This is a genomic window from Paraburkholderia sp. SUR17, from assembly GCF_029536165.1.
GTDB classification, from domain to species: domain Bacteria; phylum Pseudomonadota; class Gammaproteobacteria; order Burkholderiales; family Burkholderiaceae; genus Paraburkholderia; species Paraburkholderia kururiensis.
In genome coordinates, this window is the sequence record NZ_CP120508.1 from 3,226,117 (window position 1) to 3,249,811 (window position 23,695).

At 65.7% G+C, this 23,695-nt stretch carries 22 protein-coding genes; 13 read left to right on the forward strand and 9 right to left on the reverse strand.

The window, feature by feature from the left end:
• The first annotated feature begins 31 nt into the window (after positions 1 to 31).
• The 4 genes from tldD (at position 32) to P2869_RS14300 (ending at position 3,868) form a co-directional block, all read left to right on the forward strand.
• A complete protein-coding gene (tldD, locus tag P2869_RS14285) occupies positions 32 to 1,498 on the forward strand; it encodes a metalloprotease TldD (RefSeq protein WP_277596822.1) in 1,467 nt (488 codons plus the stop codon).
• Between the two features lie 385 nt (positions 1,499 to 1,883).
• Positions 1,884 to 2,957 (forward strand): 3-deoxy-7-phosphoheptulonate synthase AroG, encoded by a 1,074-nt coding sequence (aroG, locus tag P2869_RS14290; RefSeq protein WP_017776959.1) that lies wholly within the window; start codon positions 1,884 to 1,886, stop codon positions 2,955 to 2,957.
• A 221-nt stretch (positions 2,958 to 3,178) separates the two neighbouring features.
• Positions 3,179 to 3,520 carry a type II toxin-antitoxin system RelE/ParE family toxin gene (locus P2869_RS14295; RefSeq protein WP_026121881.1) on the forward strand — a complete coding sequence of 114 codons (342 nt, stop codon included), beginning with the start codon at positions 3,179 to 3,181 and terminating at the stop codon, positions 3,518 to 3,520.
• 15 nt (positions 3,521 to 3,535) lie between these two features.
• Entirely contained in the window at positions 3,536 to 3,868 is a 333-nt protein-coding gene (locus tag P2869_RS14300; RefSeq protein WP_026121882.1) for an XRE family transcriptional regulator, read from the forward strand.
• Positions 3,869 to 3,911: 43 nt separating this feature from the next.
• On the opposite strand, the gene hmpA is transcribed toward P2869_RS14300, so the two are convergent.
• Together hmpA and P2869_RS14310 are read right to left on the reverse strand one after the other, a co-directional pair.
• Complete coding sequence (gene hmpA, locus P2869_RS14305; protein WP_277596823.1) at positions 3,912 to 5,117, reverse strand: NO-inducible flavohemoprotein; 1,206 nt, start codon at positions 5,115 to 5,117, stop codon at positions 3,912 to 3,914.
• 109 nt (positions 5,118 to 5,226) lie between these two features.
• On the reverse strand, positions 5,227 to 5,847 hold the full coding sequence (locus P2869_RS14310; RefSeq protein WP_277596824.1) for a cob(I)yrinic acid a,c-diamide adenosyltransferase: 621 nt from the start codon (positions 5,845 to 5,847) through the stop codon (positions 5,227 to 5,229).
• Between the two features lie 177 nt (positions 5,848 to 6,024).
• Here P2869_RS14310 and P2869_RS14315 point away from each other — a divergent pair, with 177 nt between their 5' ends.
• The 6 genes from P2869_RS14315 (at position 6,025) to proC (ending at position 13,129) form a co-directional block, all read left to right on the forward strand.
• Entirely contained in the window at positions 6,025 to 7,449 is a 1,425-nt protein-coding gene (locus P2869_RS14315) for an FAD-linked oxidase C-terminal domain-containing protein (protein ID WP_277596825.1), read from the forward strand.
• 58 nt (positions 7,450 to 7,507) lie between these two features.
• Positions 7,508 to 9,001: an FAD-linked oxidase C-terminal domain-containing protein gene (locus tag P2869_RS14320; RefSeq protein ID WP_199540203.1), complete on the forward strand. Its 1,494-nt coding sequence runs from the start codon at positions 7,508 to 7,510 to the stop codon at positions 8,999 to 9,001.
• Positions 9,002 to 9,135: 134 nt separating this feature from the next.
• Complete coding sequence (gene glcE, locus P2869_RS14325) at positions 9,136 to 10,224, forward strand: glycolate oxidase subunit GlcE (protein ID WP_126877862.1); 1,089 nt, start codon at positions 9,136 to 9,138, stop codon at positions 10,222 to 10,224.
• 8 nt (positions 10,225 to 10,232) lie between these two features.
• On the forward strand, positions 10,233 to 11,471 hold the full coding sequence (glcF, locus tag P2869_RS14330) for a glycolate oxidase subunit GlcF (protein ID WP_277596826.1): 1,239 nt from the start codon (positions 10,233 to 10,235) through the stop codon (positions 11,469 to 11,471).
• A gap of 111 nt (positions 11,472 to 11,582) precedes the next feature.
• The gene (locus tag P2869_RS14335; protein ID WP_277596827.1) at positions 11,583 to 12,281 is read left to right on the forward strand and encodes a YggS family pyridoxal phosphate-dependent enzyme; all 699 of its coding nucleotides are present in this window, start codon (positions 11,583 to 11,585) and stop codon (positions 12,279 to 12,281) included.
• A 32-nt stretch (positions 12,282 to 12,313) separates the two neighbouring features.
• Complete coding sequence (gene proC, locus P2869_RS14340) at positions 12,314 to 13,129, forward strand: pyrroline-5-carboxylate reductase (protein WP_126877859.1); 816 nt, start codon at positions 12,314 to 12,316, stop codon at positions 13,127 to 13,129.
• Between the two features lie 34 nt (positions 13,130 to 13,163).
• Here the strand turns inward: proC and ubiA are convergent, their stop codons facing one another.
• The 7 genes from ubiA to recG form a co-directional block, all read right to left on the reverse strand.
• Positions 13,164 to 14,027, reverse strand: a complete 864-nt coding sequence (ubiA, locus tag P2869_RS14345) for a 4-hydroxybenzoate octaprenyltransferase (RefSeq protein WP_277596828.1) — start codon at positions 14,025 to 14,027, stop codon at positions 13,164 to 13,166.
• A 116-nt stretch (positions 14,028 to 14,143) separates the two neighbouring features.
• Positions 14,144 to 14,632, reverse strand: a complete 489-nt coding sequence (locus P2869_RS14350) for a Dps family protein (RefSeq protein ID WP_017776971.1) — start codon at positions 14,630 to 14,632, stop codon at positions 14,144 to 14,146.
• A gap of 168 nt (positions 14,633 to 14,800) precedes the next feature.
• Positions 14,801 to 14,968, reverse strand: coding sequence for a hypothetical protein (locus P2869_RS14355; protein WP_156125922.1), 168 nt, complete (start codon positions 14,966 to 14,968; stop codon positions 14,801 to 14,803).
• A gap of 141 nt (positions 14,969 to 15,109) precedes the next feature.
• Complete coding sequence (locus P2869_RS14360; protein WP_277596829.1) at positions 15,110 to 16,561, reverse strand: catalase; 1,452 nt, start codon at positions 16,559 to 16,561, stop codon at positions 15,110 to 15,112.
• Between the two features lie 92 nt (positions 16,562 to 16,653).
• Complete coding sequence (locus P2869_RS14365) at positions 16,654 to 16,830, reverse strand: hypothetical protein (RefSeq protein ID WP_017776974.1); 177 nt, start codon at positions 16,828 to 16,830, stop codon at positions 16,654 to 16,656.
• 183 nt (positions 16,831 to 17,013) lie between these two features.
• Positions 17,014 to 17,973: a LysR substrate-binding domain-containing protein gene (locus P2869_RS14370; protein ID WP_017776975.1), complete on the reverse strand. Its 960-nt coding sequence runs from the start codon at positions 17,971 to 17,973 to the stop codon at positions 17,014 to 17,016.
• Positions 17,974 to 18,127: 154 nt separating this feature from the next.
• Positions 18,128 to 20,620 carry an ATP-dependent DNA helicase RecG gene (recG, locus tag P2869_RS14375; RefSeq protein ID WP_277596830.1) on the reverse strand — a complete coding sequence of 831 codons (2,493 nt, stop codon included), beginning with the start codon at positions 20,618 to 20,620 and terminating at the stop codon, positions 18,128 to 18,130.
• Positions 20,621 to 20,702: 82 nt separating this feature from the next.
• Here recG and queA point away from each other — a divergent pair, with 82 nt between their 5' ends.
• From queA to yajC, 3 genes are all read left to right on the forward strand, one after another.
• A complete protein-coding gene (gene queA, locus P2869_RS14380; protein ID WP_277596831.1) occupies positions 20,703 to 21,800 on the forward strand; it encodes a tRNA preQ1(34) S-adenosylmethionine ribosyltransferase-isomerase QueA in 1,098 nt (365 codons plus the stop codon).
• Positions 21,801 to 21,934: 134 nt separating this feature from the next.
• Positions 21,935 to 23,125: a tRNA guanosine(34) transglycosylase Tgt gene (gene tgt, locus P2869_RS14385; protein WP_277596832.1), complete on the forward strand. Its 1,191-nt coding sequence runs from the start codon at positions 21,935 to 21,937 to the stop codon at positions 23,123 to 23,125.
• Positions 23,126 to 23,351: 226 nt separating this feature from the next.
• Positions 23,352 to 23,681 (forward strand): preprotein translocase subunit YajC, encoded by a 330-nt coding sequence (yajC, locus tag P2869_RS14390; protein WP_114813382.1) that lies wholly within the window; start codon positions 23,352 to 23,354, stop codon positions 23,679 to 23,681.
• Positions 23,682 to 23,695: the final 14 nt, after the last annotated feature.

A 23,695-nucleotide genomic window follows, 5' to 3' on the forward strand; every position in this document is an offset into this window, starting at 1 on the left:
CTGTCACCCAAGTCCTTTCATTACTGCTCGCATGAACATCATCGAACCCGGCATCCGCAATCTCGCGACCGCAAAGGACGTGCTCCTCACGCCATATGGACTCGACGAAAGCGTGCTCACGCGCACGCTCGGCGAGATCTTCACGCATCGCGTGGATTACGCGGATCTGTATTTCCAGGCTACCCGTAGCGAGGCGTGGAGCCTCGAGGAAGGCATCGTCAAATCGGGCAGCTTCAGCATCGATCAAGGTGTAGGCGTGCGCGCCGTGTCCGGCGACAGGACTGCCTTCGCCTATTCCGACGACCTCTCACCCGAAGCGATTCGCCAGGCGGCCATCGCCACGCGCGCCATCGCGAAGTCGGGCGGCGGCAAGCAGAAGGTGAAGGTGGCGTCGTCGCTCACCGGCGTGGCCGGCCGCGATCTGTACCTGCCCTCCGACCCGCTCCACTCGCTCGACGCCACCGCCAAAGTGAAACTGCTCGAGCGCATCGAGCAGATAGCGCGCGGGCGCGACCCGCGCATCACGCAGGTGATGGCGGCGCTCGCGGGCGAGTACGACATTGTGCTCGTGGCCCGCAGCGACGGCGCGCTGGCAGCCGACATCCGGCCGCTCGTGCGCGTGTCCGTCACGGTGATCGCCGAACAGAACGGTCGCCGCGAGATCGGCAACGGCGGCGGCGGCGGCCGCTTCGACTACGGCTACTTCACCGACGACGTGCTGTCGCGCTACGTCGACGACGCCGTGCACTCGGCGCTCGTGAACCTGGAAGCGCGTCCCGCGCCGGCCGGCGCGATGACGGTCGTGCTCGGGCCGGGCTGGCCGGGCGTGCTGCTGCACGAAGCCATTGGCCACGGGCTTGAAGGCGACTTCAATCGCAAGGGGTCGTCGGCGTTCGCGGGGCGCATCGGCGAACGGGTGGCGGCCAAGGGCGTGACGGTGGTGGACGACGGCACGCTGCCGAACCGCCGCGGCTCGCTCAACATCGACGACGAAGGCAACGCCACGCAGTGCACGACGCTGATCGAAGACGGCATCCTCAAGGGCTACATTCAGGACACGCTCAACGCGCGCCTCATGAACATGCCCGTAACGGGCAACGCGCGGCGCGAGTCGTACGCGTCGCTGCCCATGCCGCGCATGACCAACACCTACATGTTGAACGGCGACAAGGATCCGCAGGAGATCATCGCCTCGGTGAAGAACGGCCTCTACGCCGTGAACTTCGGCGGCGGCCAGGTCGACATCACGAACGGCAAGTTCGTGTTCTCCGCCTCCGAGGCGTACATGATCGAGAACGGCAAGATCAGCTACCCCGTTAAAGGCGCGACGCTGATCGGCAGCGGCCCGGAATCGCTCAAGTACGTGAGCATGATCGGCAACGACATGCGGCTCGACACGGGCGTGGGCGTCTGCGGCAAGGAAGGCCAGAGCGTGCCGGTGGGCGTGGGCCAGCCGACGCTGCGCATCGACCGCATGACGGTGGGCGGCACCGTCTGATCCGAATCTGATCCGAGCCGACGCACGGTCCTTGCGCCATCGCAGCGGATCGTGCGGATTTCCCGCATTTTTGCGCGGTTTGGCTTGTCAGCACCGGTTCGCCGGGTTATAAAGCTCAACACTTTCAACGCACGTACTTCACGCATCCAGCGTTTCCTCACGATCATGTCCGCCCGGTTTTACTTTTATTTCTTTTGGTATCTCAGGCCGCTGGCGGATCGAGAGGGGTGTTAGCGCACGAAAGTCACCCGAAATTCCCGAAAAACCGCCAGCCAGTCTGGCGGTTTTTTTTCGCCTCATGCATTGACCGCAAGACCTTTCGAATTCGTCTGTAGCCGCATTAAAGACTGCGCAGACACGCTACGAAGAGAATCAGGAGAAAACCATGCCCCCGTACAACACCGACGACGTGCGCATCCGCGAACTCAAGGAACTCGTCCCGCCGGCCCACCTCATCCGCGAATTCCCGTGCACGGAAACGGTTGCCGACCTCATCTACAACGCGCGGCAGTCCATGCATCGCATCCTGCATGGCATGGATGACCGGCTCATCGTCATCATCGGGCCGTGCTCGATCCACGACACGCGCGCGGCGCTCGAATACGCGGGGCGACTCGTGAAGGAACGCAAGCGCTTCGCGAGCGAACTCGAAATCGTGATGCGCGTGTACTTCGAGAAGCCGCGCACGACGGTGGGCTGGAAAGGCCTCATCAACGACCCGTACCTCGACAACAGCTTCAAGATCAACGACGGACTGCGCACCGCGCGCGAACTGCTCATGCAGATCAACGAACTCGGACTGCCCGCGGGCACCGAATACCTCGACATGATCAGCCCGCAGTACATCGCCGACCTGATCTCCTGGGGCGCGATCGGCGCGCGCACGACCGAGTCGCAGGTGCACCGCGAACTGGCCTCCGGCCTGTCGTGCCCGGTCGGCTTCAAGAACGGTACGGACGGCAACGTGAAGATCGCGGTCGACGCAATCAAGGCCGCGTCGCAGCCGCACCATTTCCTATCGGTGACGAAGGGCGGCCACTCGGCCATCGTCTCGACGGCCGGCAACGAGGACTGCCACGTCATCCTGCGCGGCGGCAAGGCGCCGAACTACGACGCGCAAAGCGTGGACGCGGCATGCAGCGACATCGGCAAAGCCGGCCTCGCCGCGCGCCTCATGATCGACGCGAGCCACGCCAACAGCTCGAAGAAGCACGAGAACCAGATTCCGGTGTGCGCTGATATCGGCCGCCAGATTGCCGGCGGCGACGAGCGCATTGTCGGCGTGATGGTGGAGTCGCATCTGGTCGCGGGGCGCCAGGACCTCAAGGAAGGTTGCGCGCTCACCTACGGCCAGAGCATCACGGACGCGTGCATCGGCTGGGACGAAAGTGTTGGCGTGCTCGAAGGCCTCGCCGAAGCGGTACGACAGCGACGCGCAGCCCGCGGCAGCGGGAACTGAGCGTGGCCAGACGAGTTCGGACGTAACTGCGCAACCGGCTGATTCGAGCGACGGTGGGCAGCAGCAGGAGCCCGGCACAAAGGTGCCGGGCTTTTTTATTTGGCCGTCCGGACGAATGGCCGAAGGGTGCTGAGATTCGTAAGGTGGTTGCCGTCGCGCCGCAGAACAAAACTTGTTTTACGGCGCATTCTTGTATAAAATTTTATACACGCTGGGTAACCATGATTCACGAACGAGAGATCCGCTGGGTGGGTTCGTCTTTGGACGACCTGCTCGCTTTCCCCCAGGCAGTACGCAGGCAGGCTGGCTTCGATCTTGGCAAGGTGCAGGCGGGGCTCGATCCGACCGACTGGAAGCCGTTCGAGCGCATCGGCGCGGGTACGCGGGAAATCCGTATCCGCGAACGCTTCGGCACCTGGCGGGTGCTCTACGTGGCGAAGTTCGAAGAAGCGGTGTACGTGCTTCACTGCTTTCAGAAGAAGACACCGGTTACCCGGAAGCTCGATACGGAAATCGCCATGGCGCGTTACCGCGCCGTGGCTCATCGCAGGGAGATTCAGTAAATGACCAGCAAGACCGTGAGCATCGACACCGAAATCCGGCACGTCACGAAGCCGGGCGCCAATCTCTTCCTCGAACTCGGCTTTGCGCCGGACGAAGCGAAGCGTCTCTACGCGGCGTCGCAAAAGCAGATCAACGACACGCGGCTGCTCAAGGAGCAGCTCATGGCCGAACTCACGCAATGGATCGAGCAGCACCACCTGAAGCAGGCGGAGGCCGCCCAGGTGCTCATGGTGTCGCGGCCGCGCGTTTCGGATGTGGTGAACCGCAAGACTTCGAAGTTCACCATCGACATGCTGGTGGAACTGCTGAGCCGGATCGGCAAGCCGGTCCGGCTCTCAGTGGGGTGATGCAGCGGGTTGATGCCGTACCCGAACGCGGAAAACGAAACGCTTATTCGAGCGCGCCCGAGCCGAACACTTCGGTATGGATGCGCGAAGCGTCCACACCCAGTGCCACAAGCGCGTCGCGCTGCTCGCGCATGAACGGCAGCGGACCACAGATGTAGTAGTCGGCATTCGGCAGCAGCGCGTTGTCGGCAATGCGCTTGAAGTCGAGCCGGCCTTCGAAGTCGTAATCGACGCCCTCGCGGTCAGCTGCATCCACCGCTTCGTAGAACACCGTGCGCGACACGTTTGCGTTCGACGCAGCCACACCGTTCAGCCAGGTCTTGAACGCATGCACGCGGCCATTGCGACACGCATGCACGAACGCCACAGGGCGCTGGCTGCCATCGGCCAGCAAGGTGGAGAGCATCGACGTCATCGGCGTAATGCCCACGCCGCCGCTCACGAGCACGACCGGCGTATCGGCCGAACGGTTGAGCGTGAAGTCGCCCATCGGCGCGCTCACATGCACCACAGTGCCCTCTTCCACGCCGTCGTGCAGCAGGTTCGACACGTGGCCCGGCGGCACGTCATCGCGTGCGGCCTCGCGCTTCACGGAAATGCGCAGCCAGCGGCCATGCGGGGCGTCCGAAAGACTGTACTGACGCGGCTGGTCAACGCCGAGCCGGTCCACGAAACGCATCACGCTCACATACTGGCCCGGCTGGAAGCGGCACGCGTCCGCGCCATCGGGCGGCGTCAGATAGAACGACGTGATCTCGTCGCTTTCCACTTCCTTGCGCGCCACCACGAACGGACGGAAACCGCTCCACGCCGCGCCTTCATACAGCTTCGCTTCCGCGCCGATCAAAATGTCCGCCAGTTGACCGTAGGCCACCTTCCACGCCGTGAGCGTGTCCTGATCCACCGCGTCGCCCAGCACGTCGACGATCGCGCCAAGCAGATGCCGCCCCACGACAGGGTAGTGTTCGGGACGAATGTTGAGACTCGCGTGCTTGTGGGCGATGCGCGACACCGCAGAACCGAGCGCGCCGAGATTGTCGATGTTCGCGGCGTAGGCATAGACCGCGCGTGCCAGCGTTTCGGGCTGGCTGCCGCTTTGCTGGTGCGTCTGGTTGAAGACGTTCTTCAGCTCCGGGTGGTGCGCGAACATGCGCTTGTAGAAATGCTTCGTGATCGTGGTGCCATGCTCGGCAAGAACGGGGGCCGTAGCCTTCACGCGGGCCATCTGTTCAGCGGTAAGCGCTGTCATAGCGTGTCTCTCCTCAAAAGATGCTGACACGATACATTTTTTAGCACGAACAAAAACGAGGACATTTTGTCGCAGCGCAAAAAGCCTGAAACGTGACGCGAATCCAACATCAGCGATGTTTTTTTGCACTGCGGTCATGGCGCCACAGCACGTCATTGCCACCGTCGGCGCGATTGAGCACGCGCGCGAGCACGAACAGCAGGTCGGAAAGGCGGTTCACGTAGCGGCGCGGGACATCGTTGAGCGCCGAATCGCGCCCCTTATCCGGCTCGCCGGCCTTCGCCCCTTCCATGCCGGCGGAGTGGGACTGAGCGCCCAGCGCCACGATGGAGCGCTCGGCACGCCGGCACACCGTGCGACATACGTGGGCCAGCGCCGCCGCCCGCGATCCGCCCGGCAGGATGAACTCCTTGAGCGGTTCGAGCGTCACGTTGTATGCCGCGAGCCAATCGTCGAGCTGCGCCAGGTGCGTGTCGGTCATCATCGTGTGGCCCGGCACGCATAGTTCGCCGCCCAGGTCGAACAGATCGTGCTGGATGACCGTCAGCGCGTCGCGCACGTCGTCGGGCAGCGCTTCGCAGAGCAGCACGCCAATCTGCGAGTTCAGTTCGTCCACATCGCCGATCGCCGCGATCCGCGCATCGTCCTTGCGCACGCGGCTGCCGTCGCCAAGACCCGTGGTGCCGTCGTCGCCGGTGCGCGTTGCGATTTTGCTGAGGCGGTTGCCCATGATGTCCTCCCCTTTGTCGATCGATGCATTGGCCAATGCGGTGCGCGACATTATAGGTTCGCCCGTGGCCCCTCTCCGTGCCGGCCAGGCGCGGGGAAGCCCGGGCGGCGGGCGCAGGGTCGATCGGCGTAAAATGAAGCAAAAGCAGAACCACTCAATCGTTATCAGGAGACACGCGTGAATCAACTCGCGCCGCCCACCTCCCTGCATCCTGCCCGTCGCCCCTTCCCCGCTGGTCTTTTTGCCGCGCTCCAGAGCGCCTTTGGCCAACGCGTGTCGACAGCCGAAGCCGTACGCGCTCATCACGGTCGCGACGAATCGCCGTTCGATCCTCAATTGCCCGACGCCGTCGTGTTCGCGCGCAGCACCGAAGAGGTTCAGACCATCGTGCGGCTGTGCGGCCAGTACGACGTGCCCGTCATTCCGTACGGCAACGGCTCGTCGCTCGAAGGTCATCTGCTCGCGGTGCAGGGCGGCGTGTCGATCGATCTCTCCGAGATGAACCGCGTGCTCTCGATCAACGCCGAAGACCTCACTGTCACCGTGGAGCCCGGCATCTCGCGCAAGCAGCTCAACGAGGCGCTGCGCGACACGGGCCTGTTCTTCCCCATCGATCCGGGCGCGGACGCGAGTATCGGCGGCATGTGCGCGACGCGCGCCTCGGGCACCAACGCCGTGCGCTACGGCACGATGCGCGAGAACGTGCTCGGCCTCACGGCGGTGCTGGCCGACGGCCGCGTCATCAAGACCGGCTCTCGCGCGCGCAAGTCGTCTGCCGGCTACGATCTCACGCGCCTCCTGGTGGGCTCGGAAGGCACGCTCGGCGTCATCACGCAGATCACGCTGCGGCTCTATCCGCAGCCCGAGGCGGTGTCCGCTGCGGTGTGCACGTTCGCCTCGATGGGCGACGCGGTGCGTGCCGTCATCGAGACCATCCAGATGGGCGTACCCGTGGCACGTGTCGAATTCGTCGATTCACTTGCTATCCGTTCGATCAACCGCCATTCGAACCTCACGCTGCGCGAGGCGCCCACGCTGTTTTTCGAGTTCCACGGCACCGAAAGCGGCGTCAAGGAACAGGCCGAGACGGTTCAGGAAATCGCCGCACAAAACGGCGGCGAAGGCTTCGAATGGGCCACGCGTCCCGAAGACCGCAGCCGGCTCTGGAACGCGCGCCACAACGCCTACTTCGCGATGCTGCAACTGAAGCCCGGCTGCCGCGCCGTGACGACAGACGTCTGCGTGCCGATCTCGCGCCTCGCCGAGTGCGTGGCCGAGACCGAGGCCGACCTTGGCGCCTCGCCGCTGCCCTGCCCGATCGTGGGCCACGTCGGCGACGGTAACTTTCACGTGGCCATCCTGATCGATCCCGACAAGCCCGAGGAACTCGAGGAAGCCGAGCACCTCAATCGGCGCATCGTCGAACGCGCGCTGCGCATGGACGGCACCTGCACCGGCGAGCACGGCGTGGGCCTGCACAAGATGGGCTTTCTGCTGGACGAGCACGGTGCCGACACGGTCGACACGATGCGCGCCATCAAGCACGCGCTCGATCCGCGCAATCTGATGAACCCGGGGAAGATTTTTTCCTGGTCGGCATGACAGCGCGGCGACGCCCCGACAACCCGACAAACCCGACACCCTCGACGCGGGAGACCTCATGAACGCACCGGGCGAACTGACAGCGGACGCGCTCGCACAACGCCAGCGCGAAGTCGTGCAGGCGCTGATGGCCGTGCTGCCGACGCACTGCCTGCTCTACCGCGAGGAAGACACGGTCGCGTACGAATGCGACGGTCTCTCGGCGTACCGGCGCCTGCCGCTCGCAGTCGCGCTGCCCGAGACCGAATCGCAGGTGCAGCGCATCGTGCAGATCTGCCGGCGCCTCGACGTGCCCATCGTGCCGCGCGGTGCGGGCACGGGCCTGTCGGGCGGCGCCATGCCGATCCGCCACGGCGTCGTGCTCTCGCTCGCGCGCTTTCGCAAAATCGTCGAGGTGGACCCGTACGCGCGCACGGCCACCGTGCAGCCCGGCGTGCGCAACCTGGCGGTGTCCGAAGCGGCGGCGCCGTTCGGCCTCTATTACGCGCCGGACCCGTCGTCGCAGATTGCCTGCACGATCGGCGGGAACGTCTCGGAGAATTCGGGCGGCGTGCACTGCCTCAAGTACGGCCTCACGGTCCACAACGTGCTGCGCGTGCGCGCGGTGACGATGGACGGCGACATCGTCGAATTCGGCTCGCTCGCGCCGGACGCGCCGGGCCTCGACCTGCTCGCCGTGCTGATCGGCAGCGAAGGCATGTTCGCCATCGTCACCGAGGTCACGGTGAAGCTCATTCCGAAGCCGCAAACAGCGCAGGTCATCATGGCGAGCTTCGACGACGTCGTGAAAGGCGGCGACGCCGTGGCCGGCATCATCGCGGCGGGCATCATTCCGGCCGGGCTCGAAATGATGGACAACCCCGCCACGCGTGCCGTGGAGGAATTCGTGGGCGCGGGCTACGACCTCGACGCCGAGGCCATCCTGCTGTGCGAATCGGACGGCACGCCCGAAGAAGTGGCCGAGGAAGTGGTGCGCATGACCGCCGTGCTGCGCGAGCATGGCGCCACGCGCATCCAGATTTCGCGCACCGAAGCCGAGCGGCTGCGCTTCTGGTCGGGCCGCAAGAACGCATTCCCGGCCGCGGGCCGCATTTCGCCGGACTACTACTGCATGGACGGCACCGTGCCACGGCGCAGCATCGGGCCGCTGCTCATGCGCATCAAGACGCTGGAAGAGCAGTACCGGCTGCGCTGCATCAACGTGTTCCACGCAGGCGACGGCAACATGCATCCGCTGATTCTTTTCAACGGCAACGACCTCGACGAGTGGCACCGCGCCGAGGCCTTCGGGTCCGACATTCTCGAAACCTGTGTCGAACTGGGTGGCACGGTGACGGGCGAACACGGCGTGGGCATCGAGAAGATCAATTCGATGTGCGTGCAATTTTCGCCGGAAGAGCGCGACACGTTCCACGCAGTGAAGCGCGCCTTCGATCCGCCGGGACTGCTCAATCCCGACAAAGGCATCCCGACGCGGGCGCGCTGCGCCGAGTACGGCAAGCTGCACGTGCGCGGCGGGCTGCTGCCGCATCCGGATCTGCCGCGGTTCTGAGCCGCAGGCTTTTGAGCCGCGGTTTTTTGCAATTGCCTGCGGCGTGATGGATCGGGGGCCGGGCTTAGGGTCGTTCCGGTTGCGGGGGCAAACCCAGTCGGTACAATCGAACGACCTACAACGAACAAGACGCCATGGAAGAGGACGACATCGTCGCGGACTGGTCCGAGCGCATCCGCTCGGCAAGCGCCCAGGGACGCGCGCTACGCATCCGCGGCGGCGGCACCAAGGACTGGTACGGCCAGGCGCTGGAAGGCGAGATCCTCGATACGCGCGCGCACCGCGGCATCGTCTCCTACGATCCGCCCGAGCTCGTCATCACGGCGCGCGCCGGCACGCCGCTCGTCGAGATCGAAGCCACGCTCGCGGAACGCGACCAGATGCTGGCATTCGAGCCACCTCACTTCGGCGCGCAGGCCACGCTGGGCGGCTGCATCGCCGCCGGACTTGCCGGGCCACGCCGCCCGTACGCGGGCGCGCCGCGCGACTTCGTGCTCGGCGCCGTCATCATGAATGGCCAGGGGCAGGTGCTGCATTTCGGCGGCCAGGTGGTGAAAAACGTCGCGGGTTATGACGTCTCGCGTCTGCTCGCCGGCTCGCTCGGCACGCTCGGTCTGATGCTCGAACTGTCCGTCAAGGTGCTGCCGCTGCCCAAAGCCGAAGCGACGCTTCGCTTCGACATGAACGGCACCGACGCGGTGCGCAAACTCAACGAGTGGGGCGGCCGCCCGCTGCCCATCACGGGCAGCGCGTGGCGCAACGACACGCTGGTGGTGCGCCTCGCGGGCGCCGAGGCCGCTGTAAAGACGGCGCGCGCCACGCTCGGCGGCGAAGTGGTGGATGCTGTGGAGGCCGAACGTTTCTGGGCAGGCCTGCGCGAGCAGACCGATCCGTTCTTCACCGGCATCGCGCCGAAGTCGGCGCTGTGGCGCCTCGCGCTGCCCTCGATTGCCGAGCCGCTGCAACTGCCGGGCGCTCAATTGATGGAATGGGGCGGCGCGCAACGCTGGTGGATCACCGACACCGACGCCCAGACGGTACGCATGAGCGCGAAACAGGCCGGCGGCCACGCCACCCTCTTTCGAACCGGCCACGGCTACGACCGCAGCGCGGGCGTGTTCACGCCGCTGCCGGCGCCGGTGATGAAGATCCACCGCGGGCTGAAAGCCGCGTTCGACCCGGCGCGCATCTTCAACCGCAACCGGCTCTACCCCGATTTCTGAGCAACGCGATGCAAACCAACCTCGCGGACTTCATTCGCAACACCGCCGACGGCAACGAAGCCGACGCCATTCTGCGCAAGTGCGTGCATTGCGGTTTCTGCACCGCGACCTGCCCCACCTATCAGTTACTCGGCGACGAGCTGGACGGTCCGCGCGGACGCATCTATCTCATCAAGCAGATGGTGGAAGGGTCGCAAGTCTCGCGCAGCACGCAGACGCACCTCGACCGGTGCCTCACCTGCCGCAACTGCGAAACGACCTGCCCTTCCGGCGTGCAGTACGGCCGGCTCGTGGAGATAGGCCGCAAGCTCGCCGAAGAAAAGGTGCCGCGGCCCGCGGGCCAGCGCGCGCTGCGCCGCTTCCTTGCGAGCTTCCTGCCCAACAGCGCCGTCTTCACGCCCGCCATGCGGCTTGGCCAGCACGTGCGCGCGCTGCTGCCGAAGAAGCTGCGCGACAAGGTGCCCGCGCGCCAGCGTGCGCTCGCGTGGCCCACCGCGAAGCATCCGCGCAAGATGCTGATGCTGGCCGGCTGCGTGCAGCCTTCGATGATGCCGAACGTCAACACCGCCACGGCGCGTGTGCTCGACGCGCTCGGCATCGAAACCGTGGTCGCGCCGGACGCCGGCTGCTGCGGAGCGATCCGCCTGCACCTCGGCTACAACGACGAAGCCCTCGACGACGCCCGTCACAACATCGACGCCTGGTGGCCCTATGTCGAGCAGGGCGTCGAGGCGATCGTGATGAACGCGTCGGGGTGCGGCGCAACGGTCAAGGAATACGCGCACCTGCTGCGCAACGACCCCGCGTATGCGGAGAAGGCGCGCCGCGTGGCCGACCTCACGCGCGACATCTCGGAAATCCTGCCCCAGTTCGAGGAGCAGCTGGCGGCAGCAGCGCGCCGGCGCAGCGTGCATACGGTGGCGTACCACCCGCCTTGCACGCTTCAGCACGGCCAGCAGTTGAGGGGCGACGTCGAGCGCCTGCTCACGACGCTCGGCATCGATGTGCGACTCCCCGCCGACAGCCACACCTGCTGCGGTTCGGCGGGCACGTACTCGCTGCTGCAGCCAAAGCTCTCGTACGCGCTACGCAACCAGAAGCTGGAGCGCCTGCACGCCGTAGAGCCGCAGATGATCGTGTCGGCCAACATCGGCTGCATCGCGCATCTGCAAAGCGGTACGTCCCTGCCCGTCGCGCACTGGATCGAGCTGGTCGAGCATATGCTCGCCAATCCAGGCTCCGTATAATGGGCGCCTGCTCGCGGCACCGCGCCTGCCTGCCGGTTTGCCTACGGATTCGCCAGATGGCTCGCCAGGTGTCCGCTCTGCCGTCCCCGTCCAGCTTCATGCCCGCGCGTCATGTCAGATATTGCCCATAACCTCGCCGACGTCCACGCGCGCATCGAGCGCGCGGCGCACGCGGCCGGCCGCGACCCGCAATCGGTCGCGCTGCTCGCCGTCTCCAAGACCTTCCCCGCCGCCGACGTACGCGCCGCCCACGCCGGGGGCCAGCGCGCGTTCGGCGAGAACTACGTGCAGGAAGCCATCGCGAAGATCGAAGCGCTCGCCGACCTGCGCGCATCCATCGAATGGCATTTCATCGGACCGCTGCAATCGAACAAGACGCGCCCCGTCGCCGAACACTTCGACTGGGTGCACTCCGTGGACCGCCTCAAGATTGCGCAGCGGCTCGCCGAGCAGCGGCCCGACGCGCTGCCGCCGCTCAACGTCCTGCTCCAGGTGAACGTGAGCGGCGAGGCGTCGAAGAGCGGCGTGGCACCCGCCGAAGCGGCCGCCGTCGCGCATGAAATCGCCGCGCTGCCGAAGCTGCGTCTGCGCGGGCTGATGTCGATCCCGGAGCCGGCCGAAACCCTCGAGGCACAACGCGCGCCGCACCGCATGCTGCGCGAGCTATTCGACTCGCTGCGCGCCGACGGCCTCGCGCTGGATACGCTTTCCATGGGCATGTCCGCCGACCTCGAAGCGGCCGTGCTCGAAGGCGCCACCATCGTGCGCATCGGCACCGCGATTTTCGGCGCGCGCCAATACGCCCACTGACTCACCCGTTCTCACCTCTTTTCATCACCATCATGAAGATTGCCTTCATCGGCGGCGGCAACATGGCCGCTGCACTCATCGGCGGCATGATCCGCCGCGGCGTGGCGCCCGGCGACCTCTACGCGATCGATCCGAATGCCGACGCCCGCGCGCGCAGCGAGCAGCAATTCGGCATCCGCACCGGCGCCGCCGCCGACGCGGCGCTCGCCGCCTACGACGCCGTGGTGCTCGCCGTGAAACCGCAGGTCGCGAAGGACGTGGCAACGGCGCTCGCACCGCACCTCGCGCCGACGCAGGTCGTCATCAGCATCATGGCCGGCATCCGCGCCGCGGACCTCTCGCGCTGGCTGGGCGGCCACGCGCGCATCGTGCGCACGATGCCGAACACGCCCGCGCTGATCGGCATGGGCGCGGCCGGTCTCGTGGCGACCTCGGGGGTGGACGAAGCGGGCCGCGCGCTCGCCTCGCAGGTGCTGGGCGCCGTGGGCCAAACCGTCTGGTTCGACGACGAAACGAAGATCGACGCCGTCACGGCAATCTCCGGCAGCGGCCCCGCCTACGTGTTCTATTTCATCGAGGCGCTCGAAGAAGCCGCACGCCAGTTGGGTATGGATGAGCAGCAGGGACGCGCGCTCGCCATCGCGACATTCGCGGGCGCGGCGCAGCTTGCGGCGCAGTCCGACGAGCCGCCGGCCGTGCTGCGCGAGCGCGTGACGTCGAAGGGCGGCACCACCGCGGCGGCGCTGGCCTCGTTCGACGCGTCGGGCGTGAAGGAAGCGATCGTACGCGGCGCACTGGCCGCCGACGCACGGGCAAAGGAAATGGGCGAGGCGTTCGGCAAGCAGTAAGCCCGAAGCCGGTGCCCGAGGGCAGCAGAAGAAACTAGAACGAAGCCGCCGCGTAATGCGCGGCGATGCCTGCAAAGAGTGCGCCGCCCAGCCAGTTGTTGTGCCGGAACGCCGCGAAGCACGGCATACGCTCGCGGTTACGGATCAGCGTGTAGTGATAGACGGCGCAACCCGCCGCCGCCGCCCAGCCGAGCCAGTACAGCAGCCCGAAGCCCAGCACGACGCCGATGCCGACATAGATGCCCAGCGTCGCGGCATAGCAGAGCATGATGGCGAGCACGTCGAAGCGGCCGAAGGTCAGCGCCGACGTGCGGATACCGATCTTGATGTCGTCGTCGCGATCCACCATCGCGTACTCCGTGTCGTACGCCACCGACCAGAACACGTTCGCCGCGAGCATCACCCACGCGAGTACGGGCACGTGGTCCTGAAGTGCCGCGAACGCCATTGGAATGCCGAAACCGAACGCAATGCCGAGATAGGCCTGGGGAATCGCGAAGAAACGCTTGGTGAACGGATACGAGCCGGCCACGAAGAGCGCCACGACGGAAAGCTCCTTCGTCAACGCATTGAGCGGCAGGATCAAAAGGAACGCGATGAGCGAGAGCCCTACCGCGAGTGCCACGGCTTCCCACGCCTTGATCTTGCCCGACGTGATGGGCCGTTCGGCGGTGCGCTTCACGTAGCGGTCGAAATCGCGGTCCGCGTAGTCGTTGATGGCACAGCCCGCCGAGCGCATGAGCACGGTGCCGACGACGAAGATGACGAGCAGCTGGAGCGGCGGGTGTCCGTTGGACGCGATCCAGAGCGCGTTGAGCGTGGGCCAGAGCAGCAGCAGGCTGCCGATCGGCTTGTCCATGCGGACGAGGCGCAGATACAGCGGGAGTCGGGCGAACATGGGACGTGCCGGTGAAAACGATCCCGCTATTGTAGGTCAGGCCGCGCGGGCAGGCCCGGCAAGCGGGCTCTGCCGTCACGCGCGTTACTGCAGGGCGCGTGTTCGCGCGCGGGACATCACGAGATCATTGCGCGCAGCATCCATGCAGTCTTTTCGTGCGTCTGCATGCGCTGCGTGAGCAGGTCGGCGGTGGGCTCGTCGTTGGCGGCTTCCGTGGCCGGGAAGATTTCGCGGGCGGTACGCACCACGGCTTCCTGCCCTTGCACCAGCTGGCGAATCATTTCCTCGGCGGCGGGCACGCCGTCCGCTTCCGGAATCGACGAGAGCTTCGCAAAGTCGCGATAGCTGCCCGGCGCCGGCTCGCCCAGCGCGCGAATGCGCTCGGCGATCGCGTCCACCGCGAGCGCGAGCTCCGTGTATTGCGTTTCGAACATCAAATGGAGCGTGTTGAACATCGGTCCCGTCACGTTCCAGTGAAAGTTGTGGGTCTTCAGGTACAGCGTGTACGTGTCGGCAAGCAGACGCGACAAGCCTTGCGCGATCTTCTTGCGGTCCTTGTCGTTGATGCCGATGTTGACTTGCTGCACGGATCCCTTTTTGGCCATGATGACTCCTTGGAAGAGTGATTCGAACCGTCGCTGGCCCATGAGACAGACGCCATGCATGGACCTTCGAGCAGGCGACAGTTTAGCTTGGAATAGCGATCCGCTTGCGCACGGTGGCACACGCGCAGGCATGCGGGTCAAGAACCGCGCATCGCGCGTGACACGGACCTAGCCGCGCAGTACGTGCTGTACGCCTTGCACGACCAACACTGCAAACCCGCTACTCACGATCGCGAAACCCAGTGCCTTGCGCATCAGCATGTCGCCGCCCGCATGAAAGGCGGATGCGACTGCCGCGCCGGAATGGGCTCGCTGGGCGATTGGGTTCGAATTCATGATCCTTCTCCTTTCCAACTTCAAGAACGAACGAGGCGCTGAAGCGCCTCGACCGGTGTTTCGCCTGCTTCGCCTTGCGTCTCGATCTGCGCGGACGGCGGAAACACCCACCGTCCGCAACGCGCCTCGATTGCCGGGCTTTTACTTCGCGGCTTCCGCCCGCGAAGCCATTGCCGCAATCACGCCTTCGGCATACGCCGCATCGGCACGGCGGAAATGCTCGACCTGCCGCTCCACGATTTCCTTCGGTACACCGTCGATGGCCGCTGCGATGTTCGCGAACAGACGCTCACGCTGAGCCGCGTCGAACAGACGAAACAGCGCGCCCGGCTGGCTGTAGTAGTCGCCGTCTTCACGGTGGTCGTAGTGGTCCACGGTGCCTGCGGCGAGCGGCGGCTCTGCCGCGTTGCGGTCCTGCGTGAAGTCGCCGAAGCGGTTCGGCTCGTAGTTCACCGTGCCGCCCAGGTTGCCGTCGGTGCGCATCGCGCCGTCGCGATGGAACGCGTGGTGGAACGGACACTTCGGCGCATTCACCGGAATCTGGTGGTGGTTCACGCCCAGCCGGTAGCGCTGCGTGTCGCCGTACGAGAACAGCCGCCCCTGCAGCAGACGGTCCGGCGAGACGCCGATGCCCGGCACCACGTTGGCCGGCGTGAACGCGGCCTGCTCCACGTCCGCGAAATAGTTCTGCGCGTTGCGGTTCAGTTCGATCACGCCCACGTCGATCAGCGGGTAATCCTTGTGCGGCCACACCTTCGTGATGTCGAACGGGTTGTAGGGCACCTTTGCTGCGTCGGCCTCGGGCATCACCTGGATGCGGAACGCCCAGCGCGGGAAGTTGCCCTGGTCGATGTGCTCCACGAGGTCGCGCTGCGCGCTTTCGCGGTCGGCGGCGATCACCTGCGCGGCTTCCTCGTTGGTGTAGTTCTCGATGCCGTTGAGCGACTTGAAGTGGAACTTGACCCAGAAGCGCTCGTTACTGGCGTTGATGAACGAATACGTGTGCGAGCCGAAGCCGTGCATCTGGCGGTAGTTCTTCGGAATGCCGCGGTCGCTCATGAGGATGGTGACCTGATGCAGCGACTCGGGGTGACGCGACCAGAAGTCCCACGCGGCCACGTTGTTGCGCAGGTTGGTGTACGGGTCGCGCTTCTGGGTGTGGATGAAGTCCGGGAACTTGAGCGGGTCGCGGATGAAGAACACGGGCGTGTTGTTGCCCACCACGTCCCAGTTGCCTTCCTCGGTATAGAACTTGATGGAGAAGCCGCGCACGTCGCGCTCGGCGTCGGCGGCGCCGCGTTCGCCGGCTACCGTGGAGAAGCGCATGAAGAGCGGGGTTTCCTTGCCGGGCTGGGCGAAGACCCTGGCTTTCGTATACTGCGTGATGTCGTGGGTGACCTTGAGCGTGCCGAAGGCGCCGGAGCCCTTGGCGTGCACGCGGCGTTCGGGGATGACCTCGCGGTCGAAGTGGGCGAGCTTTTCGAGCAGCCACACGTCCTGGAGCATGACCGGGCCACGCGGGCCCGCGGTCATCGAGTTCTGGTTGTCGGCAACGGGCGCGCCGGCGGCCGAGGTGAGATTGCGTTCGGACATCCTGGACTCCTTGGTGGTGATACTGGAATGGGAGAAACGGTGCGAAGAGGAAGGCGGAAAAGACAGCGTCTTAGCCTCTTGTTCAGGCCGATCTAGGCCGACAGCGCGCGATCCACGAGCAGCGAGAATGCGACTGTGCGCAGTTCGCGCATGGACGACTCAGAAGCGAAAACGCGCTGCGGCGCGATGGCGACGGCGGAATGCGATGCGCGCAGCGACGAGGCCTGCGCGGCGGAGTTGGCAATGGACGGCTGAACGGGCTGGGACATGGCTTCCTCCGGGTTGGCTGTGGATCGATTGATCCATGGAGGAAACTATAACAACGCTATCGATTCGGCGTATTTGATTGATTTTATTTATTCGATAGCCCTGGACTAAACAGGGCTAAAGGGCGGCCTTGCGTCATGGAAGAAATGGGGCCGGGGCGCCGTCGACACCACCAGCCCGAAACCTCAGGCGGCCGCTGCCGGGATGTCGAGCTTCCTCACGCCAGGCAGATCGCACGCGGCGACGGCGTCGCAAATCGCGTCGATGGCCGGCATGCGTGTAAAGCTCTTGCGCCAGGCCAGCACGACGCGGCGATCTGGAACCGGTTCGTCGAACGGTACATAAGAAAGCAGCCCCGAATCGACGCCGCCCGCATGCGGCTTCACTTCGTGCACCGACATGCGCGGCAGCACCGTGATGCCCACGCCGCTCGCCACCATGTGCCGGATGGTCTCCAGCGACGAGCCTTCGAAGGTCTTCTGGATGCCGTCGGCATTCTGCGAGAAGCGCATCAGCTCCGGACACACGCCCAGCACGTGGTCGCGGAAGCAATGGCCGCTTCCCAGCAGCAGCATCGTTTCCTGCTTGAGGTCGCCCGGATCGATCTTCGGGCGCTTTTCCCAAGCGTGGCCCGACGGCAGCGCCACGACGAACGGCTCGTCGTAGAGCGGGCGCAGCATGAGACCGGTTTCCGGAAACGGCAGCGCCATGATGGCAACGTCGATTTCGCCCTGCTTCAGCAGTTCGATCAGCTTGAGCGTGTAGTTCTCCTGGAGCATCAGCGGCATCTGCGGAACGCGCTTGATCATCTGCTTCACGAGCGTGGGCAACAGATAGGGCCCGATGGTGTAGATCACGCCGAGGCGCAGCGGTCCGACGAGCGGGTCCTTGCCCTGCTTGGCGATTTCCTTGATGGCGAGCGTCTGTTCGAGCACGCGCTGCGCCTGCGTGACGATCTGCTCGCCGATGGGCGTCACGCTGACTTCGCTCGTGCCGCGCTCGAAGATCTGCACGTTCAATTCGTCTTCGAGCTTCTTGATGGCAACAGAAAGCGTCGGCTGGCTGACGAAGCAGGCTTCGGCGGCGCGGCCGAAATGCCGTTCGCGAGCCACGGCGACGATGTATTTCAGTTCGGTCAGGGTCATTCGGGGACCAATCAGGCGAAAGATTCGATAGGTTTCAGTTATACACCTATGGGGCCAATTCGCCAATATTCAACCTGAATGCGGCTGGACGAGGATCGCCCTTTCCGCCTTTGAACCCGTCGCCCCTTCGCCCTTTCAGCCCTCGCCGCCAACCTTACGCCTTCAGATACTGCTCGCGCGCGCCGAGCCAGCGCGTCAGATGCTGCGTCACCACGTGCGGGTACTCGTGCAGCAGTTGTTCAGCGGCCTCGCGCGCCGGCTCGATGAGCCAGCCGTCGTTTTCGAGGCTGGCAAAGCGCAGCATCGCTGCGCCGGACTGCCGCGCGCCGAGAAACTCGCCCGGACCGCGAATCTCCAGGTCGCGCCGGGCGATCTCGAAGCCGTCCGTGGTTTCGCGCATGGTCTGCAGCCGCGCGCGGCCGGACTGCGAAAGCGGCCCGCTGTAAAGGAGCACGCACACCGACGCCGTGCTGCCCCGCCCCACCCGCCCGCGCAATTGATGCAACTGGGCAAGACCAAAGCGCTCCGCGTGCTCGATCACCATCAGGGACGCGTTCGGCACGTCCACGCCCACTTCGATCACGGTCGTCGCAACGAGCAGTTGCACCTCGTTGCGCGAAAACGCCTCCATCACGGCCGCCTTGTCCGCCGGGGCCAGGCGGCCATGCACAAGGCCCACTCTCAGCTCCGGCAGCGCGGCCACCAGCGTTTCGAACGTTTCCACCGCGGTCTGCAATTGCAGCGTCTCGCTTTCCTCGATCAGAGGGCAGACCCAGTACACCTGCCGACCCGTCAGCGCGGCCTCGCGCACGCGGGCGATCACTTCCTCGCGGCGCCCATCGGAGACGAGCTTCGTGAGGATCGGCGTGCGTCCGGGCGGTAGTTCGTCGATGGTGGAGACGTCGAGGTCCGCGTAGTAGGTCATGGCGAGCGTGCGCGGAATCGGCGTGGCCGACATCATGAGCTGGTGCGGCTGGAAGTCGCGCGCGCCATCCGCGGCCTGCGCCGCTTTGGCGCGCAACGCGAGCCGCTGCGCCACGCCGAACCGGTGCTGCTCGTCGACGATCACAAGCCCGAGGCGCGCGAACTCCACCGTGTCCTGGATGATGGCGTGCGTGCCGATGACGAGCCGCGCAGTGCCGAGCGCCGCCGCTTCCAGCGCCGCGCGCTTCTCTTTGGCCTTCAGACTGCCGGCAAGCCAGGCCACGCTCACGCCGAGCGGTTCGAGCCAGTCGCGCAGCTTGCGCGCGTGCTGCTCGGCGAGTATTTCGGTGGGCGCCATCATCGCGGCCTGATAGCCGGCGTCGATGGCCTGCGCGGCAGCGAGCGCCGCCACGACGGTCTTGCCGCTGCCCACGTCGCCCTGCAACAGGCGCTGCATGGGATGCGGTAGCGTCAGGTCCTGCGCAATTTCGCCGACGACGCGTTGCTGCGCGCCCGTCAGCTTGAACGGCAGCGTCTGCATCAGCCGCGTGACGAGCGATGTGGCGTCGTCCGCGGCGCGCCGCGGCATGGCCGGCGCCGCACGCGTGCGGCGCTCCTCGTGGGCGCGCTTGAGCGAAAGCTGCTGCGCGAGCAGTTCCTCGAACTTGATGCGCGACCACGCGGGATGCGTGCCGTCGATCAGCGCGGTCTCGTCAGCGTCCACGGCGGGATGGTGAAGCGTGCGCACGGCGTCCATCAGCGGCGGCAGGCCGAGCGGCCCGAAATAGCGCCGCGCAATCACCTCGGGCAACAGTTCGGGCAGCGCCGTGCGCGCGAGCGCGTTGTCGATGGCCTTGCGCAGATACGCCTGCGTGACGCCCGCGGTGCTCGGATAAACGGGCGTGAGCGCCTGCGGCAAAGGCGTATCGGCATCGACCACGCGCGCGGCCGGATGCACCATCTCCATGCCGAAGAAACCGCCCCGCACGTCGCCGCGAACCCGCAGACGCTTGCCGATCGCCATCTGCGTGACCTGCGAGCCGTAGAAATTCAGGAAGCGCAGCACGAGTTCGTCGCCGGCGTCGTCACGCAGCTTCACGAGCAATTGGCGGCGCGGCCGGTAGGCGATCTCGTTGTCGAACACCACGCCTTCGGTTTGCGCGACACCGCCGGGCAGCAGTTCGCCGATCGGCGTGAGCGTGGTTTCGTCTTCGTAGCGCATCGGCAGATGCAGCACGAGATCGATATCGCGATGAAGGCCGAGCCGCGCGAGCTTGTCGGCCGTTTTGGCGGCGGCGGATTTTGGGGCGGCGGTTTTTGGCGCGGCGGTTTTGGAAGCGCCCGCGCCGTCCGATTCTTCCCCAGCGTTTTCATCCGCAGCCTCGGCTGCCTTCGCAGCCCGGCGTTTCGACGTAGCGGATTTCGCGGCAGCCTTGCCGTTGCGCCGCGTTGCCGGCGTCCGGCCAGCGCGGTCGCCATGGTCGCCATGGTCGCTACGGTCGCTGTGGCCATCAGCCTCATTGCCGCTCTCACCGCCATTCGCCCCGCTTGCCGGCACGTCGCGTGCCTCGCCCGCCGCGTCCGAATCCAGCGCGTGCGCGTCCTGACTGCGCTGGCTGCGAGATTCTGCGGGGTTCGACGGGCGGGAGGGAAAAGGCATGAGTCGCTTCGCAAGTACAATGTCGGCTTTACGCAAAAAACGCGCGGGCGGCCGATCCACCACGGTTATCGGGGCCGCAGCACCGCCCCGCCATCATAGCCGCTTGCCGCTGGCGGGCGGCGCGCCCCGTTCCATCGTCTTTCGCATGTTCAAGCTTTCCGATTTCGACTTCGAGCTGCCGCCCGAACTCATCGCGCAAACCGCGCTGCCCGAGCGCAGCGCAAGCCGCCTGCTTGAAGTCCATAACCAGGCCGACCAGGCCAATCCGCTCGAGCCGCGCCTCGTCGACCGCCGTTTTTCCGAGCTGCCCGACTGCATCCAGCCCGGCGATCTGCTCGTGTTCAACGATACCAAAGTGCTGAAGGCGCGGTTCCTCGGCCAGAAGGCCAGCGGTGGCCGCATCGAGGTGCTGGTCGAAAGGCTGACCGGCGAGCGTACCGCGCTCGCGCAGATCCGTGCAAGCAAGAGCCCCGCACCGGGCACGACGCTGCGCCTCGCCGACGCGTTCGAGGTCACGGTGGGCGAGCGCGTCGAGCCCTTCTACACGCTGCATTTTCCAGACGACTGCCTCACGCTGATCGAGCGCTACGGCCGCCTGCCGCTGCCGCCCTACATCGAGCACGATGCCGACGCCACCGACGAAACACGCTACCAGACCGTGTTCGCGCAAAACCCGGGCGCGGTGGCAGCGCCCACTGCTGGCCTGCACTTCGACGCGCCGCTGCTCGCAAGACTCGACGAGCGCGGCGTACAGCGCGCCACACTCACACTGCACGTGGGCGCCGGCACCTTCCAGCCCGTGCGCGTGGACAACATCGCCGAACACAAGATGCACAGCGAGTGGTATCAACTGCCGCAGACGCTCGTGGATCGCATCGCGGCGACGAAGGCGCGCGGCAACCGCGTGATCGCCGTGGGCACGACGTCGATGCGCGCGCTCGAAGCCGCCGCACGCGACGCCGAAGCGGCAGGCAGGGCGCTCGCCGCGACGTCGGCGGAAACGGACATCTTCATCACGCCGGGCTATCGCTTTCGCGTGGTGGACCGGCTCGTCACGAACTTCCACTTGCCGAAGTCGACGCTGCTGATGCTGGTGTCCGCGTTCGCGGGCGTTGAAACGATTCGCGCGGCGTATCGCCACGCCATTCGCGAGCGCTACCGCTTCTTCAGCTACGGCGACGCGATGCTGCTCACGCGCGCCGCAGACGCAGGTGCCACTGCGCCGCAAACGCTCGACCCATAAGGCTCACAACCCCTCAAACCCCACAACGGCGCGACAGCCGCGCCGCCTCGACACTGTTTCTTCGCCGCCGCGCTCCCTGCGGCGGTCGTTCACCACATGCGCCGGACTGTCTTCCGGTGGCACAGGAGTTACCGATGACCGCAGGTCCATCCGACCATAGCCATACCCCGCCGCCGAACGGCCTTGCCTTCGAGCTGCTCGCGACCGACGGCCTCGCCCGGCGCGGCCGCCTCACGCTGAACCACGGCGTGATCGAGACGCCGATCTTCATGCCCGTGGGCACCTACGGCACGGTGAAGGCGATCCAGCCGCGCGAGCTGGAGGAAATTCACGCGCAGATCATTCTCGGCAACACGTTTCACTTGTGGCTGCGCCCCGGCCTCGACACCATCGCTGCACACGGCGGCCTGCACGGCTTCATGGGCTGGAAGCGGCCCATCCTCACGGACTCCGGCGGCTTCCAGGTCTTCTCGCTCGGCGACCTGCGCAAGATCACCGAAGCGGGCGTCGCGTTCGCCTCGCCCGTGAACGGCGACAAGCTGTTCCTGTCGCCCGAAGTGTCGATGCAGATCCAGAAGGTGCTGAACTCGGACATCGTCATGCAGTTCGACGAATGCACGCCCTACGCCACCGACGGCGTGCCGACCTCGCACGAGGACGCGGCAGAATCGATGCGCATGTCGATGCGCTGGGCGAAGCGCTCCATCGACGAATTCCGCGGCCTCGGCAACCCCAACGCGCTCTTCGGCATCGTGCAGGGCGGCATGTACGAGGACCTGCGCGACGAGTCGCTCGCGGGGCTTTCGGAGATGGACTTTCACGGCTTCGCGATCGGCGGCCTTTCCGTGGGCGAGCCCAAGGAAGACATGATGCGCGTGCTGAACCACATCGCGCCGAAGCTGCCCGCCCACAAGCCGCACTACCTGATGGGCGTGGGCACGCCCGAAGACCTCGTGGCAGGCGTGGCGGCCGGCGTCGACATGTTCGACTGCGTGATGCCCACGCGCAATGCGCGCAACGGCTGGCTCTTCACGCGTTTCGGCGACATCAAGATCCGCAACGCCACGCACCGCAATTCGCTGCGTCCGCTCGACGAACACTGCGGCTGCTACACGTGCCGCAACTTCACGCGCGGCTACCTGCACCACCTGCATCGCGTGGGCGAGATTCTGGGCGCGCAGTTGAATACCATCCACAACCTGCACTACTACCTGGAATTGATGGGTGAGATTCGCGAAGCGATCGAAACCCACACCTTCGAGGCGTTCCGCAAGACGTTCCACGAGAACCGCGCGCGCGGCGTGGAAGAGGCGGCGGCGGGATAGTCGGCTGGACGACGACGCCCGATTTCTACGCAGGCCATGCGCAAACGCACATTACAATCTGCTTTCGCGACGGACGGGAGGCGCCCCGAAGCATGCCTGCCGGCATGCCCGGGAGCACCGCAAGCGGCCTGATCGCCAGGCCAGTCACCGAGGCCGTCGCGCCACAGGCCGGTGGTAGAATGACCGGCTCGGTTTTTTGGACCGTAATAAACCTGGAGAGACCAACGTGTCGTTCATTTCGAGTGCTTTCGCACAAGGCGCAGCAGCAGGCGGCGCAGAATCGAGCCTGATGAGCTTTCTGCCGCTGATCCTGATGTTCGCGGTGCTGTACTTCATCATGATCCGCCCGCAGATGAAGCGTCAGAAGGAGCATCGCAACATGCTCGCCGCCATGGCCAAGGGCGACGAAGTCGTCACGAGCGGCGGTATCGTCGGCAAGATCACCAAGGTGGGCGAAGCCTACGTCGGCGTGGAAGTGGCAGACGGCACGGAAATCACCGTGCAGAAGTCGTCGGTCTCCACCATTCTGCCCAAGGGCACCATCAAGTCGCTGTAAGCCTGTCGCAGCGC

What these genes read in the sequence shown, in the direction of transcription:
- P2869_RS14355 (WP_156125922.1), bottom strand. Translation starts at nt 14,968, where the DNA reads ATGAATTCGAACCCAATCGCCCAGCGAGCCCATTCCGGCGCGGCAGTC.
- P2869_RS14295 (WP_026121881.1), top strand. Translation starts at nt 3,179, where the DNA reads ATGATTCACGAACGAGAGATCCGCTGGGTGGGTTCGTCTTTGGACGAC.
- P2869_RS14320 (WP_199540203.1), top strand. Translation starts at nt 7,508, where the DNA reads ATGAACGCACCGGGCGAACTGACAGCGGACGCGCTCGCACAACGCCAG.
- P2869_RS14310 (WP_277596824.1), bottom strand. Translation starts at nt 5,847, where the DNA reads ATGGGCAACCGCCTCAGCAAAATCGCAACGCGCACCGGCGACGACGGC.
- P2869_RS14370 (WP_017776975.1), bottom strand. Translation starts at nt 17,973, where the DNA reads ATGACCCTGACCGAACTGAAATACATCGTCGCCGTGGCTCGCGAACGG.
- hmpA (WP_277596823.1), bottom strand. Translation starts at nt 5,117, where the DNA reads ATGACAGCGCTTACCGCTGAACAGATGGCCCGCGTGAAGGCTACGGCC.
- aroG (WP_017776959.1), top strand. Translation starts at nt 1,884, where the DNA reads ATGCCCCCGTACAACACCGACGACGTGCGCATCCGCGAACTCAAGGAA.
- P2869_RS14335 (WP_277596827.1), top strand. Translation starts at nt 11,583, where the DNA reads ATGTCAGATATTGCCCATAACCTCGCCGACGTCCACGCGCGCATCGAG.
- queA (WP_277596831.1), top strand. Translation starts at nt 20,703, where the DNA reads ATGTTCAAGCTTTCCGATTTCGACTTCGAGCTGCCGCCCGAACTCATC.
- P2869_RS14360 (WP_277596829.1), bottom strand. Translation starts at nt 16,561, where the DNA reads ATGTCCGAACGCAATCTCACCTCGGCCGCCGGCGCGCCCGTTGCCGAC.
- P2869_RS14365 (WP_017776974.1), bottom strand. Translation starts at nt 16,830, where the DNA reads ATGTCCCAGCCCGTTCAGCCGTCCATTGCCAACTCCGCCGCGCAGGCC.
- ubiA (WP_277596828.1), bottom strand. Translation starts at nt 14,027, where the DNA reads ATGTTCGCCCGACTCCCGCTGTATCTGCGCCTCGTCCGCATGGACAAG.
- tldD (WP_277596822.1), top strand. Translation starts at nt 32, where the DNA reads ATGAACATCATCGAACCCGGCATCCGCAATCTCGCGACCGCAAAGGAC.
- glcE (WP_126877862.1), top strand. Translation starts at nt 9,136, where the DNA reads ATGGAAGAGGACGACATCGTCGCGGACTGGTCCGAGCGCATCCGCTCG.
- tgt (WP_277596832.1), top strand. Translation starts at nt 21,935, where the DNA reads ATGACCGCAGGTCCATCCGACCATAGCCATACCCCGCCGCCGAACGGC.
- proC (WP_126877859.1), top strand. Translation starts at nt 12,314, where the DNA reads ATGAAGATTGCCTTCATCGGCGGCGGCAACATGGCCGCTGCACTCATC.
- P2869_RS14350 (WP_017776971.1), bottom strand. Translation starts at nt 14,632, where the DNA reads ATGGCCAAAAAGGGATCCGTGCAGCAAGTCAACATCGGCATCAACGAC.
- glcF (WP_277596826.1), top strand. Translation starts at nt 10,233, where the DNA reads ATGCAAACCAACCTCGCGGACTTCATTCGCAACACCGCCGACGGCAAC.